Origin of the sequence: Prosthecobacter sp. (assembly GCF_044222345.1) — a bacterium.
Taxonomy (GTDB): domain Bacteria; phylum Verrucomicrobiota; class Verrucomicrobiia; order Verrucomicrobiales; family Verrucomicrobiaceae; genus Prosthecobacter.
On sequence record NZ_JBGANL010000021.1, the window covers coordinates 89653 to 104255 of the forward strand.

Genomic DNA, 14603 nt, shown 5'->3' on the forward strand with positions numbered 1-14603 from the left:
TGAGCGGAGAGAAGGTGATTTAAAAAGTCACACAACCATCTATTTAACAATGATTAATAATTATTAATCATTGAATGTTTATATAAACGTAACTGAGCCAACGTGTCTCCAAGCAGCGCATGCAGACGGTATGAGGAAACGAAGTCAGCGTTTCAAAAGACAGCAGTGTTGCTACAGGAATGCGTTGATCACGTCCCTCCCGGAAATGAGTGGTGCGAACCTTGCCCCTTCTAGAACAGCATGGGCTGGTCATCGATATCGGCCGCTTTGCTGCGTCTTTTGCGCGGTGCAGGCTCTTCAACTGGAGCAGGGTTTTCTGCGGGTGCTTCAGGAGCCGTAACTGCAACCTCTTCGGGGTGAGCCTCAGGAACAGCGATGGCAACTTCTTCCGTGGTGGACACTTCAGAAGCTGCATCTACGGTCTCCTCATGAGGGGCCTGAGCGACGTCTTGAGGAGCCTCTGCTGTCCCCATTTCAGGCTCCTCCACAAAGCTCTGAGGCTCGACAACAAGCTCAGCGGGCAGGGGTGCATTACCCACAACCTCCGGCTCAATATTTGCCACAATTTCCTCACTGATAATCAAAGGTGAAACTGCTTTAATTACTTGATCAACGGGATGGTCTGGAGCTGCAGTTTTCTTCACTCTGGGAGCCTTTGCAGGCTTGGGAGCTAACGGCTCATCCGTCACTTTTTCTGTCACGGCCGCCTTGCGCAATCGGTGTCTTGCCACCCGTTTTGCGGTCAGTGCTTTGTTCTGGGCTACCGGGCTGTTGTGACGTTTGAAGTTACGAAAGGAAAGTTTCTCATTCGTTTCAATGAGCCAGCCCGTTTTCTCCAGAGCTGCGGCAAAGCCTTTGCGTCCCACGATCTTGTCGATGAATTCCTTGGTAACGCCCAAGTCGTTAGGATCAATTCGGTTCAGCTCCGCCCAGGACCACAAGCGCACCAACTTTCCCACGACTGCGTCATCATCCAGTCGCAACTGCGTGGCCAGGCTGCAAATCTCCGGTTTGTCCGGCGTGCAGATTTCGATTTTGATCCATGGGCGTCTCATGCCCGCATTTCAAAGGTAAACCGCGCCCAGGTCAAGAAAACGTTATTAACGTTACATTGCCACATTGTGAACAACTCCACTGAGAAAGGGGATCACGAAAGGCACGGCCAGCCATTTCTGCCCAGCTCCAGAATCAGCCTGAAACTGCTCCTGGCACAGGCAGTCTGGCTTCTGGCAGACATGCGATCGTCTCTGCCAAAGCGGGTGGTCCCCACCTCGCAGAGACGAAAGCGATATCTGGCTACTTGGCGTTCGCACTCATGAACGCCTGTGCACGTTTGTTCAGCTCATCCGGCGGCACTTCTTCGAGGTGCTGGCTGAAGCTCCAGCGGTAGCCGAAGGGATCGCGGAGCATCGCGGTGCGTTTGCCCCAGAACTGATCGCGGGATGGAGTCAGCGGGGAGCCGCCGGCCGCGAGGGCGCGGGCAAAGGCTTGGTCGCAGTCCTCGACCTGGATCGAAAAAACGCAGGGGGCCAGACCACCTTCGGGAATGGCGAAGGCGTGTCCCGGTGGGAACTCATCGGAGATGTAGATATGGGTGTTGCCGATCTTGAACTCGGCATGGGGCACGGCTCCAGGGGTGGGCGAGAAGCGGTAAAGCTCCACGGCACCGAAGGCCCGGGTGTAGAAGTCGAGTGCTGCGGCGGCACTTTTGCAGGTGAGGGAGAAGCAGACGGTGGGTTCGTTGGTTTGGCTCATGGGTGGTATTTCGGTGGGGTGTGAATGCGGATCGCAATCCATTGCGATCACGCGCCGTCCATCGCACCGCCCACTGACAGCCCTATGTCAGGGGTGATTTCACCCGTGCCGTTTTTTTCGACTGATGATGCTGCGCCGTCGCGAGGGCCAGATCGGCCACCTTCACCCGCAGAACTTCGGGAGAGAGAATCTCGGCCTCGGTGCCCAGGCTCAGCAACCAGCGCGCGACGTAGGCGAGCCCTTCCGGGCGGAAGGCAAAGCGGACACGCACCTGCTGGCCCGTGGTTTGTTCCTCCACAATCGTCGGCCCCCAGAAGCGGCGCACGCCTTCGAGGAGGTAATCAGGGATTTCGATGACCGCAAACTCACTGCGCTCCGGCCGTATGCATTTCGCGATGTGCTCATTCAGATTGAACCCCGGGTGAGGCGGGATCGGTTCCGGCAGCGTCTCGCAGCGGATGATGCGATCCACGCGAAAGTCCCGCATGTCTCTGCGCAGACGGCACCAGGCGATGAGGTGCCAATGGTCATGGTAAAAGACCAGTCCTCGCGGCTCCACCAGACGCTCGGTGGGCTCGCCGCGTGCGGCCCCCAGGTAGTTGAGCCGCAGCACACAGCCCTCGGCCATGGCCCGCTGGACGGTGCTCAAAGGCACGCTGCCCTTGGTCGGAGAGCGTCCGCCGATCACCATGGTTTTGCGCAGACGGTCCACGCGGCCTTGCAGGCCCGGAGGCAGGACGGCCGTCACCTTGCCCATGGCGGAGCGGATGGCATCGCGCATCGAGGCATCGGTCATGCGTTCGACCAGCAGCCCGCCGGTGACGAAGGCAAAGGCTTCCTCCGGCGAGAACATCACCGGCGGCAGGCAGTAGCCGCTCATCAGGCTGTATCCCACACCGGGCTCACCCACGATGGGCACGCCGCCTTCCCCCAGTGCCGCCAGATCGCGATACACGGTCCGCTCCGTGATCTCAAAATGCTCCGCCAACTGGGCAGCCGTAATGACCCGGCGCGACTGCAGCAGCATCACCATGGAGACGAGGCGGTCGGTGCGGTTCATGCCTCTCCTCCGATGTCGGGATACTGCTCTGCAAAGGGCAGCCAGGTGTCGCGTTTCAGGTTCGGCGCGTTTGAGCGGGTGATGTTCAGGGTCACCTGCAGCTCCACCAGCGCGCTGTCCACCTTGCTCTTGCTGATCGCGCCTGAAGGCGACAACGCCTTGCGCAACTCCGCCGTGGTATGCGGCTCGCTGCGGATCAGCTCAAAGGCACGCCGAGCCAGCGGGCTGCATGAGGAAACGGGGCGATGATGTGCCGGATAGTGGACCTGCCGCAGATGCTCGATGCTCATCAGCATCGCGAGTCCGCCGGGCAGCTTGCCGTAGAAAATCTCATCGGGGAACTGCGCGGGCAGCTCATTCTTCCAGGCCCAGACCGCCTCCACTTTGGCACCCCAGCCCGGTTGTCCTGGCTGTCTTCCGGGCAGATCCACCACATCCCAGAGGCTGGGCAGGTCGGAGGTCTTCGAGCCAAAGATGAGGCAGGTCTTCACCTTCAAGACAAACTCGAAGGCCTGCTCGAAGGTTTTGATTTTGGCGGGACGCTTGGACTTCATGAGTGCAGTTCACCTATCCACGAAACAACGCCCCGAGTTTCTTCCCCAAGATCACCCCGGCACCGAGAATGGTCACGGCGAGGAAAATCATGGCCCACACGCCGAGTGCGGAGGCGAGATTTGGGCCGCTGCCGAGGGAGAGCACGAGGGAGTAGATCGCCTTGGTGATGGGGAAGTACGCGGCCTGCTGCGCGAGGATCATGGAGTCGCTCACTTCCAGCATGGCAAAGGAGAAGGCGAGCAGGGCACCAGCGACGAGATTTGGCGCGACGAGCGGCAGGGTGATGCGCCACAGGGCTTTCTCCGGGCGCGCGCCGAGGTTCTGCGCGGCCTCTTCCAATGTGGGGCTCACCTGCTGAAAGCCGGCGGCGGCAGACCTCACCACATAAGGGAGCCTGCGCACGGCATACGCAATGACGAGCAGCAGCAGCGGATCTTCGCCCAGCATCAGCCAGTGGAAGGGCTGGCCCTCCCGCGTCATGGCCAGATAACCAAAGGCCATCACGATGCCTGGCACGGCCAGCGGCAGCATCGCCATGGCATCAAGGAGTTGGCGGCCCCAGATGCGCGTGCGCACGGAAACGTAGGCCACGCCTGTGCCAAGGACGAGCGCCACGAGCATGGCCAGCGTGGAGTACTTTAAGCTGTTGGCGATGGAGGAAAGCGTGAGCTCATGCCCGAGTGCATCGCGGTAATGCCCCAGCGTAAGCGAATGCGGAATGACGGTGTCATACCAGTCTTTGGAAAACGACAGCAGCACCACGCCTAGATGCGGCAGCACGGCCAGGAAAGTGACCCCCGCAAAGAACGCGGTGCAGACCCAGCCAAGGCCCGCAGGCAGCGCGAGGGTTTCGCGCCCAGTGGTGGCACGTCCGCCGCCCCCCGAATTCGCGCTGCCAAAGAAGAGCTTGCCGGTGAGGTAAAACAGCGTGCTGAAGACCAGCATCACCGCCACCAAGGCATAGGGGAAGGGGTTCCCGCTAAGATCATTGATGCTGCGGAAGACCTGCACCGCCGTCACGCGGTCATAGTCAAACAGCAGGGGCACGCCCATCTCGGTGAAAGCCCACACGAAAACGATGGTGCCACCGGCAAACACGCCGGGCATGATGAGCGGCAGCGTCACGCGCCAGAAGCGGCCCCAGGCATTGCAGCCCATGTTGGCCGCGGCTTCTTCCAGCGCCGGATCGAGGTTCGAAAGCGCCGCCGCCGTATTGAGGTAAATGATGGGATACAGGTGCAGCACCTCCATGACAATGATGCCCAGCATGCGGTGCTGCCCGAGCCAGTCGGTCGGATGCAGCGCGTCCATGAGACCGAGATTGATGAGCAGGCTGTTCAACGCGCCCGCCTGACCCAGCATCGTCTTGATGCCGATGGCTCCCACAAACGGCGGCAGGATCATGGGCATGAGCACCAGCGAATTCATCAGCGCACGTCCGGGAAAGGCAAAGCGCACGTAGCACACCGCCAGCGGCAGCGCCACGCAGAGCGCGCCCAGCGTCGTCCACACCGCGATGATGAACGAATTCCACAGCCCATCGCGATACAGCTCATTGAGAAAAACCTCGGATACATACTCCAGCGTGAACTTGTGATCCGGCCCCCGAAACGCCGCCTCCAGCGCCGCCCAGATCGGCCAGGCAAAGAAGCACGCGAAAAACGCGGTCATCCCCAGAAAGATCAGCAGTGAGAGGGTTTTGGACATGGGGGTGAAAGGTTACTCGCCGTTCTGCGCCAAGCGGCTGGCCTTGATGTATTGATTGCGAAAAGCATCCCCCAGCTCCCGGGCCAGCCGGGTTTCCTGGACTTTGTCGCGGGAGGCGAGGATGCGGGCGATGTTGCCGATGGCGGCTTCGTGCTTCACGCGGGTGAGGTCTTCCAGCACCTGGAGGGCGCGCTCGGGCATGCCGTGATCGATGATGCTCTTCCACGCGGCGAGCAGTTCCTCATGGGAGTCCACGCAGATCACGCGTACTAGGAAGCGGATGGTGTTGAACAAGGCGGCGGTGCGCTCCGGGTGGTAGGTGAAGGCCTGGGCTTTTTCAAAGGGGGCCTCATGGCCATCGCTCATCATGGCGATGTTTTCCGGGGTGTACAAATCATGCCTCACCGGCAGGCGGCGCAGGGCATGGTGCCGGGGGCCGCCGGGCTCGCCGACACGGTAGCTCCACAGCTTCTGCCCCGGATCTCCGAGCACGAACTCGATGAACGCGGTGGCCAGTTCTGGATCGGGTGCACCACGCAGCAGGCCGATGGGATCGACACTGACGGAGGTGCCGCCCAGCGGGGCGATGAAGCCCACGCGTGAGGTGCCGTCGGCCCTGCGCACGTCCTCTTCCGCAGAGCGTCCGTAGAAGTCGATGCACATGCCCGCTGCGGCATCGCCCTTGGCGACTTCGAGCGGGATCTTGGTGGAGAAATCGGTGAAGTAGCGCGCATTCGCGCTGATGCGCAGGATCAGGCGCAGGCCTTCATTCCAGCCTTCCGCGACGGCTTGCGCTTCGAGTTGTTCAGGGGTGAGCTTGGACTTCGGCACCGCTTTGAGCCGGTCATACGCGCTTTGCATCTGCTGCTGGATCAGCATTTCCAAAGCCTTCGTCACGGAGCCGCTCTTGCCCGGATCGCTCAGGGCGATCTGGCCGTAGTAGCGCGGATCGGCCAGGTTGTCCCAGGCGGTGGGATCTTGCGCGATGCCGATGCGGCGCAGCACATCGCGATTGAAGACCATGCCGCTGCTGGAGAGGCAGGTGCCGCACCAGCGGAACTGCGGATCACGGAAAGGTTCGCCGCTGAGTTTTTCGGGAATGCCGGTGTCGCTGAACCACTCGGGGTGCTTCTTCGCCAAGCCGCTGAGGCCGGTTTTTTCACCGTCACCCGCCACCAGCGTGCCCGCCCTGGCCTGCTGCTCGAAATCATACGCGCCGCCGCCAAAGAACACATCGATGCCGGTGCCGAGGTTCGAGTCGAGGTAGGCTTTGCGTGCGGCATCTCCGGCTGCGGCCTTGGGGTTCAGGCAGGACTGCGCCACAGCGGGGGACCAGGTCTGATGCAGCTTCGACTGCCAGTGGTGCTGAAACGCCGCCGTGGCTTCGGACTTGATCAGCATGGCGATCTCCGAGGTGCCACCGGGCACGCGCCAGTCGATGAAGATCGTTTCTCCTCTCGTGGCTTTCCAGTGCCTGGCAAACGCATGCCCAAACTCCTCGCGGATACGGTCATGGTGCGGCGAGATGATGACCAGCCGCCGGTCATAATGCGCGGGGGCGGTGCTCTGCGCGGGCTTGAGCAGGAAGGGCCCCGCCAGTGTGGCGAGCATCAGGAAGAAGACGGTGAGTTCTTTGCGCCAATGCTGAGCCCATGCGAGCACGGCCTGGGTGCGCGGATGTGCCAGCAGAGTTGTGAGGCGCTCGTTCATTTGCGCAGAATCACGACATCTCCCATCGCTGCCATCACGCGGACTTCGTCCTCGCCGGGCAGGCGGAGGTCCTGCGGGTTGGTCTCGCAGACTTTCATCTGCGGGCCGCCGTGCACCTGAATAAGGTACTGCACCGTGGCGCCGAGGTAAGTGGTGTCGAGGATGTGGCCGGGGAAGCGGTTGGGGGAATCGAGCACGCTGCCAAAGGTGAGCGCCTCGGGCCGGACGCTCAGCATCACAGGCTGGCCGCCGGCGGGCTGCCAGGTGCCGTCGGTGCGCCCCCGCAGGACGCCGAAGGGGGTTTCCACATCGTAGAATCCCGCCCGGCTGCTCTCGCGCAGGGTGCGGCCTTCGACGAAGTTCGTCTCGCCGATGAACTCGGCCACCATGCGTGTGGCGGGATTGAGGTAAATCTCCGGCGCCGCACCCACCTGGATCAGCTTGCCCGCATCCATGATCGCCATGCGGTCGGCCATGCTCAGGGCTTCATCGCGGTCATGTGTCACATAGATGGCGGTGAGGCCGTGCTGCTTGACGATCGTGCGGATCTCTGTGCGCATTTCCAGGCGCAGCTTGGCATCCAGATTGGAGAGCGGTTCGTCCAGCAGAAGGCACTTGGGGCGGATCACCAGCGCACGCGCCAGAGCCACGCGCTGCTGCTGCCCGCCGGAAAGCTGCTGGATCTTGCGGGAGCCGAGGCCGTCCAGCTTCACCTGCTCCAGCGCTTCGGAGACACGGTGCTCGATCTCCCGGCGCGGGCGCTTGCGCTCCTCCAGTCCGAAAGCCACGTTTTGCGCCACGTTCAGGTGCGGCCACAGGGCGTAGCTTTGAAACATCATGCCCGTGCCACGCTTGTGGGCGGGCAGGCGGGTCACGTCCTCATCATCAAACCAGATCTTGCCGGCATCCGGCGTGTAAAAGCCCGCGATGTGGCGGAGCAGGGTGGTTTTGCCGCAGCCGCTGGGCCCCAGCAGGAAGAACAATTCGCCGGATTCGATCTGCAGGTCCACGCTGCTCAGCACAACACTGCCGCTGAATCGTTTGGTGAGTTCCTGGATTGTGATCGTGACCATGCGGATGAGTTCAGGTTCTACTTGAGCGGCAGGGCAATGGCAAGCTTCGCAGAGATTCTCACGAGAACTCAACATCGCAGTTGCAAAGCCCGCAGCTCTGTCCAAAATGCACGTCCTCTCGCCAACCGGCAGCCACCCCAAAGCGGCACCGCTGGTGAGAACGTCAAACCTAGGTCGGGCTGTAGTTCAGCCTGGTAGAACGCTTGCATGGGGTGCAAGAGGTCGTGAGTTCGAATCTCGCCAGCCCGACCACGGTTTACGTTTCAGCGCCACGAAAAGGCGCTTTGGAGCGCGGAATTGATTCCGCAGCTCTCCGCCGCAGCCCAAGGCTCTTAACGACGCATCATGCCCTTCGTGCCGAGGATCAGCCTGAATGCGGGAGCAGCGACACTGAAGGGCTCAAGCTGAAGCGGAATCCTGCGTGTTTTCGGAATGCTGCGGAATCAATTCCGCGCTCCTGTGCGCCTTCATGCTCCCGCAGACGACTTCTTCGGCTCACGGAAGAAGATCACAAACACCACCAGCACGGTCACCGCGATCCAGGCCGGGGTGGCCCAGATGGCGGACCAGTCGTGGGTGATGGCTCCTTTCGGCGCGGCCAGTTTGTGCTGATCCATGAAATACCCCGCAAGGTAGGTGCCGACGAGGGAGCCAAAGCCCCAGAGGATGATGGCGATGAGGCCCTGCGCGGCGCCGCGAATGCGTTCATTGGCTTCACTGTCCACGTAGAGCTGGCCCGCAATGAAGAGGAAATCGTAGCAGACGCCGTGCAGCAGGATGGCCCCGAAGATGAGCACGCTGCCGGTGCTGGCCGCACTGGCGCTGAGCATGAAATAGCGCACAGCCCAGGACAGGATGCCGAGGAAGATCGTTTTCTTGTAGCCGAGCTTTTTGAGCATCAGCGGCAGCAGCAGCAGGAAGACGATGTCGGAGACCTGGGCCAGCGTCATCTTCTGCGCCATGTCCGCCCACTTCAACTGCGTGAGGTAGGTGCCCATGTTCACGAAGTAGAAATACAGCGGGATGCAGATGAGGAACATGCACAGGATGAAGATGGCAAAGGTGGGCTTTTTCAGCAGCGCCAGCGCATCCAGGCCGAGGACTTCGCTCAGCGGCACGTCCTGGCCCTTCTTCCGCGGTGGTGTGTGTGGCAGCGTCAGGGCAAACAGGCCAAACACCAGCGAGGTCCCGCCGGCGAGGTAGTACTGCAGTGATGACTGCTCGCCCTTCAACTGGCTGAGCACCACGCCGCCGGCGATCCAGCCGACGGCGGAGAAAATCTTCACAAAAGGGAAGTCCTTCTTCGCATCGGCCAGATGGGTCATGGAGATGGAATTGCCCAGGGCCAACGTCGGCGCGTAGAGCGTGCAGTAGAGGATGAGCGTGGGATAAACGCTGCCAAAAGTCTTCAACTGCGGGACGTAAAACATCACCAGACCACCCGCGATGCCGAGCACGGCGATGATCTTCTCCGAGGCAAAGAAGCGGTCGGCGATCAAGCCCACGATGAAGGGCGAGAGGATGGCACCCCAGGCAAACGCACCATAGGTGGCACCGATCTCGGTGCCGCTGAAGCCCAGCGTGCCGAGGTAGCTGCCCAGCGTCATGTACCAGCTGCTCCAGATGAAGTACTGGAGAAACATGAAGAGGGAGAGCTTGATCTTGAGGGAGGATTGCATGGCGTGGGTGTGGTAAAATGTCACTTCATGCCATCGGCGGCGGACCAGGGTTCGATGAGCTGCAGGTTCTGCTTTTGAAGCGCTTCGTAGCAGGCGGGAAGATCAAAGTGTGCCAACACATGAGGAAGCATGAAGGCATTTGGCCACTGCTGGTCTTCGTGAGACGCGAGATCGTGAAAGGAGGCCAGCGCATGCTTCAGCGTGACCTGTTTCACAGCTGGGTTCAGCAGCGCGGCAAAGGCGGCAGGCAGAGCCCCCCAGCCCTGTCCGGCCAGGTGAATCTCTGTGTGCCCCGCAGCGGCGAGGAGCTGGATCACGCGCAGCACATCCAGTACGCGCTGGCCCAGCAGTGGGCGGTCGAGCATCTGGCTGTAGGCGGCGTAAAAGTAGTGGCTGCCGTAGAGGCCGAGGAATTGATTCGCACCGCAGGTGTCCGGCTGGGAGTCGCCCATGCCGCGCACATCGCAGGCGAAGAAGGCGGCGTCGGGTGCGGCGGCGATGAGTTCCTTCACGAAGGGATCGCTGCGCAGCTCGGCATCGGCCGAGCGATGGGAGATGTAGAGCACGGCCTTGCTTTGCCCACGCGGCAGGCGCGAGGTGAGCGCTTCATCACTCAAGCGGGTGACGAGGGCGTGAATCATCGGCTCCGTCTCCACGGCGTAGGTGCAGTAGCCTTTGGTGGGATACTTGCGTGCGCCGACGCTGCGCAGGATGCGGTAGTCCGGCGGGGAATCCGCGAGCGCAGGCAGCTTCAAGACCTGACGCACGGCTTTTTGCAAAGCTGCGCCGCTCAGTGGCTTCCGCGTGGCGGCCAGATCGTCCGCCTTCTCCCGCGTGAAGCTCATCAGCGTGCGCGAGCCGGACTCCGCCACCTGCCCCTTGGGCGTGCAGAGCAGGTCTGCGTCTTTCTCGAGGGTGATCGCCGGTTCGGCGGCTGCGGCGGGAATGCCGGTGGCTTTGCCAAAGAACTTGTACATCGCCTCGCGGTTCGACTGCGTGTAGCCGTGTGGATCGGGGCCGATGTGGAGCTGGATGTTCTCCGGTTTGCCGAGCAGCGTGTAGAGTTTCTTCAGGCGCTCGTAGGATTCCGTGGAGCCGCGATTGTCGAAGAAATCTTTTTCCTGCGCCAGGATGATGACCGGCTTCGGCGCCATGGCGGCGAGGAAGTCGCAATGATCGAGATCCTGCGCCAGCACACGCGGCGGGCACTGCTCCATGTCCTGCGGCAGCTCGTTTTCAGCATCGCGGCGGAAGGTGGTGACGAAGCAGGAGGGCGCGCCCATGGTGAAGCGTGGCTCCAGGCCGCAGAGCCAGGTCGTCTGCGTGCCGCCGCCGGAGTTGCCGGTGACTCCGAGATGCTTGGTGTCGATTTCCGGCCGCGTGATGAGGTAGTCGAGCGCGCGAATCCCATCCCATGCGAACCAGGTGCCGAGAAACTCGCCCACCAGCGCCTGCGGTGCGCCCATTTGATTGTGCTCCGTGGTGCCACCGCCGAGGCGGGAGCCAAGCTTCTCATTCAAGTACTGAAAGCGCTCACCTTGGCCGACGGGATCGATCAGGAAGCAGGCCTGCCCCTGCCGGGCGAGTCCCTGCGCGAAGCTTTGGTAAGCCTCCGCCTCCTTGCCATTGAGCGAGTGACCGCACACGCCGATCACGCCGGGGACCTTGCCTTTGCTGTTTGGCAGGTAGAGATTCCCCGTGACCAGATAGCCGGGGCGGCTCTCGAAAACGATGTTTTCAATGCGGTAGCCATCGCGCTCCAAGGTCTTTGTGACCTTCGCATTCAGAGGTGTTTTTTCTGGCAGGGGGCCGAAGCACTGGCGGATGCGCTCTTGGACTGACTTCACGTAGGCCTCGGCATCGGCCTTGGTTTTGAGAGCTTCGCGGCGTGCGTTACCGCGTTTTTCGGCGGCGCGCACCTCCGCCACCAGCCATTCCTGCATCATGCGGGGGAAACGGTTCAAGGCGGGGACGGCGGGTGCTGCGCCTGCTGCTGGAGCTTTGGCGGCCGTTTGAGCCAGGGCGGTACTGGTGCTGCCGAAGAAGGATTGGAGCACGGGCAGACTCATCAGGCCCAGGCCGGTGGTTTGCAGAAAGTCACGACGGCGAGGAAGGGGAGTGGTGTCCATGAGAGGTAGCTTGATGAATATCGGAGCCAATGTGCGTTTCTTTCCCATGCACACGCCTGCTACTCCAAATCGTCGTCAATTTCTTAGCACCGCCGTCCCTTTCATTGTCTCCGCCGCCACGCTTGGCCGGGCCGGGGCCGTATCGCCCAATGAGAAAGTGCGGCTCGCCTGCATCGGTGTGGGCGGGCAGGGGACGAGCAACCTCCGGGCGTTGATGGCCGATGAGCGTGTGCAGGTCGTCGCCATCTGTGATGTGGACTCCCAGCACGCCGCTGCCGCCGCCAAGCTGGCCGGACTGCCCGAGACCGCGATCTTCAAAGACTTCCGCGAGGTGCTGGCCCGCAAAGATGTGGACGCCGTGATGAACGCCACGCCGGATCACTGGCACTCGAATGTGGCCATCGCTGCGGCGAAGGCGGGCAAGGATCTGTATTCAGAGAAGCCCCTCGGGGCCAGCATCGCCGAAGGCCGCGCCATCTGCCGGGCGGTGGCGGAAAACAAGCGTGTGCTGCAGTGCGGCACCTGGCGGCGCTCCGGACTGAAGGTGCGCATGGCCTGCGAGCGCGTGCGCAACGGCTACATCGGCCAGCTCAAGGAAATCGAAATCGGCGTGCCGGGGAAGTTTGCCATCCGCGGCGGCTACACCGGCCTGGAGGCCACCGAGGCCGTGCCTGCCCACCTGGACTACGCCATGTGGCTGGGCCCTGCGGCTGAAAAGCCCTACACGGCGGCGCGCTGCCATTTCAACTTCCGCTGGATCGAGGAATACGCCCCCGGCTACATCACCGACTGGGGCGCGCACTTTCTGGACGTGGCCCAATGGGGTGCCGGCATGGACGAAACCGCGCCCACCGAAGTCAGCGCGACGGAGGTGAAGCGCCGCGACAAGGGCATCTATGACGCCGCCGAGAGCTTCCGCATCGAATACCACTACGCCAACGGCCTGCGCGTGGTCATGTCCAGCACGGACGACAAGACCAAGTGGGGCACCAAATTCATCGGCAGCGAGGGCTGGATCTACACCGAGTCCGAAGTCCTCAAAGCCAGCGACGACGCCATCCTGCGCGCCAAGCTCAAGGATAGCGACGTGAAGCTCTACGAGTCCAAGAATCACCACCGCAACTTCATCGATGCCGTTTATTCCCGGGGCCGCACCGCCGCCACGGCCGAGATCGCCCAGCGCGCTGCCACCACCTGCCACATAGGCGCCATCTCCGCCGTGCTGAAGCGCCCGCTGAAGTTTGACCCCAAGGTCGAGCGCTTCGAAAACGACGAGCAGGCCAACCAGATGCTCCTCCGGCCGATGCGGGAAGCGTGGAAGATCGCGTAAGGGCAGGGGACCAGGCAGCCCCGTTGCGCCACAACGGGGCCTGCCCTGAATCGCCAGACCAGGCGGGCCTTTCCGCTTGGATGGGGCGATAATGAATGGACTTAATCGTCACATTAAGAAGGATATATCGAATATTAACACATCTTAATCATGTGTTAAGCATGAGGGGTGTGGATGAGACCACTTGGCCATGCCAGAGCGGCGTTTTGCGTCAGACCGGGCAGGCCAGGCCCGTTCGCCAACGACCGCCGGAGATGGCTATTCTGCGAGACGCCGTGGAGGTGAGCCCTCCCGGGTCAGACCTAGCCTGAGGCGTGCCGCCTGATGGTTTCGGGAAAGGCGACCTTCAGGCCAACCTCTCGGCTGTGGAACAATCGGAAAAAGCACCAACACCAGGCTTTTCGAGCGATCTAAGTGACCCATTTCCAATCCGATGCATAAACTTAACACATCTTAAACATGAATTCGAAACGGCTCAAAAAACACTGATTCGAGGCTAGGTTCATTTCTGAAAAGGCGGAACGACTACGGCCAGATGAAAACGGAAACGTCGCAGAGAGCTTATGCCACGCGCAGTTGCTTACAGGTAAGGTTTCACAAAGATCTCTCCGCCCCCCACTGAACGCTCATCCGGTAATGGCCGCCCTCGGCGCGGATGTACACTCGGATCGGCGCACCGCACACCTGCCGGTAATATGGTCGCGTCGTGTTTGGCAGAGCCGTCAAACAGGCCCGCAGGTCGAGCTCCGGCATGCCGCGGTCAGCAAGGATAAAACCACCGCTTCAGGCTGCTTGCTTGGGAAACTGCCCCGAACCGCCTGCCCGCCGGCGAGAGAAAGGCGTGGGATGCGATATCTGAATTCTCCAAAGAGGTCGCCTGCTTTTACCCACCGGGTTTTGCTGCCGCGCTGCAGAGCTTTATGGCATGTCGCGGAACAACTGTGTTTGCTGGAACGCATGGTCGTAAAGCTCTTCCCGCAGGAGTGACATTGATTTACCATTTAGGAAATAAACTGCGTTTCAGTGAGAATTGCAATATTATTTTGCTTTAGTAATTAATCTTGAAGCAGGCATTTGTCTGTTGTCAGACCCGAAATGAAAGCAGTATCAGGCGGCACGGAGTTGGGGATCCTCTTACTCTGCCAGCGCTCCGCAGTCCCCGAAGAGACGGCCCATTCTGTCATGAAGGGTATTGCCGAAGAACACCAACCATGCTTAGATGTTTCCATGAGCGACGAAGCAACGCGGCGTGAACAGAGTCTCCAGTTTGTGGCGAAACTCAAAGGCGACCCCCTTGAGAAACGTTGCGCAAGAGCCACTTTGTGGTGCAGCGGCGACCTTCCGCCAGCCAGCGGAGAAATCCTCTGCGAACCCTCCCTGGATCAGGTGACCCGGGGGCTGTTCGAGCCGGATAACTCTGCTTCTTTGGAAACTCTGGCGTCCACCGCCCTCTACCTTTCGCTGGAAGTTCCGCATCTCCTGCCGATCCGGATCACAGAAATTCACCCCGATTGTGAAGATCCCCATTTTCACTTTGAGGTCACCGGCCCCGCCACCAAGCTTCGTTTGCCGGAGGCGTAAACGCGGGCTTCTGCGCGTCTTTTG

Annotated in this window: 11 protein-coding genes and 1 tRNA gene; 3 read left to right on the plus strand and 9 right to left on the minus strand. The window is 61.2% G+C overall.

Annotation, left to right across the window (positions count from 1 at the left end; translation table 11 throughout):
* Positions 1 to 230 precede the first annotated feature (230 nt).
* The 7 genes from ACILSL_RS13320 to ACILSL_RS13350 form a co-directional block, all read right to left on the minus strand.
* Positions 231 to 1055 (minus strand): hypothetical protein, encoded by an 825-nt coding sequence (locus ACILSL_RS13320; protein ID WP_395732530.1) that lies wholly within the window; start codon positions 1053 to 1055, stop codon positions 231 to 233.
* A gap of 241 nt (positions 1056 to 1296) precedes the next feature.
* The gene (locus ACILSL_RS13325; RefSeq protein WP_395732531.1) at positions 1297 to 1755 is read right to left on the minus strand and encodes a VOC family protein; all 459 of its coding nucleotides are present in this window, start codon (positions 1753 to 1755) and stop codon (positions 1297 to 1299) included.
* A gap of 82 nt (positions 1756 to 1837) precedes the next feature.
* Positions 1838 to 2815: a helix-turn-helix transcriptional regulator gene (locus ACILSL_RS13330; protein ID WP_395732532.1), complete on the minus strand. Its 978-nt coding sequence runs from the start codon at positions 2813 to 2815 to the stop codon at positions 1838 to 1840.
* Positions 2812 to 3369: a hypothetical protein gene (locus ACILSL_RS13335; protein WP_395732533.1), complete on the minus strand. Its 558-nt coding sequence runs from the start codon at positions 3367 to 3369 to the stop codon at positions 2812 to 2814. The genes ACILSL_RS13330 and ACILSL_RS13335 overlap by 4 nt, the downstream gene beginning before the upstream one ends.
* A 13-nt stretch (positions 3370 to 3382) precedes the next feature.
* On the minus strand, positions 3383 to 5077 hold the full coding sequence (locus ACILSL_RS13340) for an ABC transporter permease (protein WP_395732534.1): 1695 nt from the start codon (positions 5075 to 5077) through the stop codon (positions 3383 to 3385).
* A 12-nt stretch (positions 5078 to 5089) separates the two neighbouring features.
* A complete protein-coding gene (locus ACILSL_RS13345) occupies positions 5090 to 6787 on the minus strand; it encodes an extracellular solute-binding protein (RefSeq protein WP_395732535.1) in 1698 nt (565 codons plus the stop codon).
* Positions 6784 to 7860 carry an ABC transporter ATP-binding protein gene (locus ACILSL_RS13350; RefSeq protein WP_395732536.1) on the minus strand — a complete coding sequence of 359 codons (1077 nt, stop codon included), beginning with the start codon at positions 7858 to 7860 and terminating at the stop codon, positions 6784 to 6786. The genes ACILSL_RS13345 and ACILSL_RS13350 overlap by 4 nt, the downstream gene beginning before the upstream one ends.
* Before the next feature lie 175 nt (positions 7861 to 8035).
* Between ACILSL_RS13350 and ACILSL_RS13355 the strand changes: the two genes are divergently transcribed.
* Positions 8036 to 8112: transfer RNA gene (locus ACILSL_RS13355), tRNA-Pro, on the plus strand.
* Positions 8113 to 8327: 215 nt separating this feature from the next.
* Here the strand turns inward: ACILSL_RS13355 and ACILSL_RS13360 are convergent.
* Both ACILSL_RS13360 and ACILSL_RS13365 read right to left on the minus strand, forming a co-directional pair.
* Positions 8328 to 9539, minus strand: coding sequence for an MFS transporter (locus tag ACILSL_RS13360; RefSeq protein ID WP_395732537.1), 1212 nt, complete (start codon positions 9537 to 9539; stop codon positions 8328 to 8330).
* Positions 9540 to 9559: 20 nt separating this feature from the next.
* Positions 9560 to 11668, minus strand: a complete 2109-nt coding sequence (locus tag ACILSL_RS13365; RefSeq protein ID WP_395732538.1) for an alpha/beta hydrolase family protein — start codon at positions 11666 to 11668, stop codon at positions 9560 to 9562.
* A 46-nt stretch (positions 11669 to 11714) separates the two neighbouring features.
* Between ACILSL_RS13365 and ACILSL_RS13370 the strand changes: the two genes are divergently transcribed.
* Entirely contained in the window at positions 11715 to 12998 is a 1284-nt protein-coding gene (locus tag ACILSL_RS13370) for a Gfo/Idh/MocA family protein (protein WP_395732539.1), read from the plus strand.
* Positions 12999 to 14180: 1182 nt separating this feature from the next.
* Entirely contained in the window at positions 14181 to 14579 is a 399-nt protein-coding gene (locus ACILSL_RS13375) for a hypothetical protein (protein WP_395732540.1), read from the plus strand.
* The last annotated feature ends 24 nt before the right edge of the window (positions 14580 to 14603 follow it).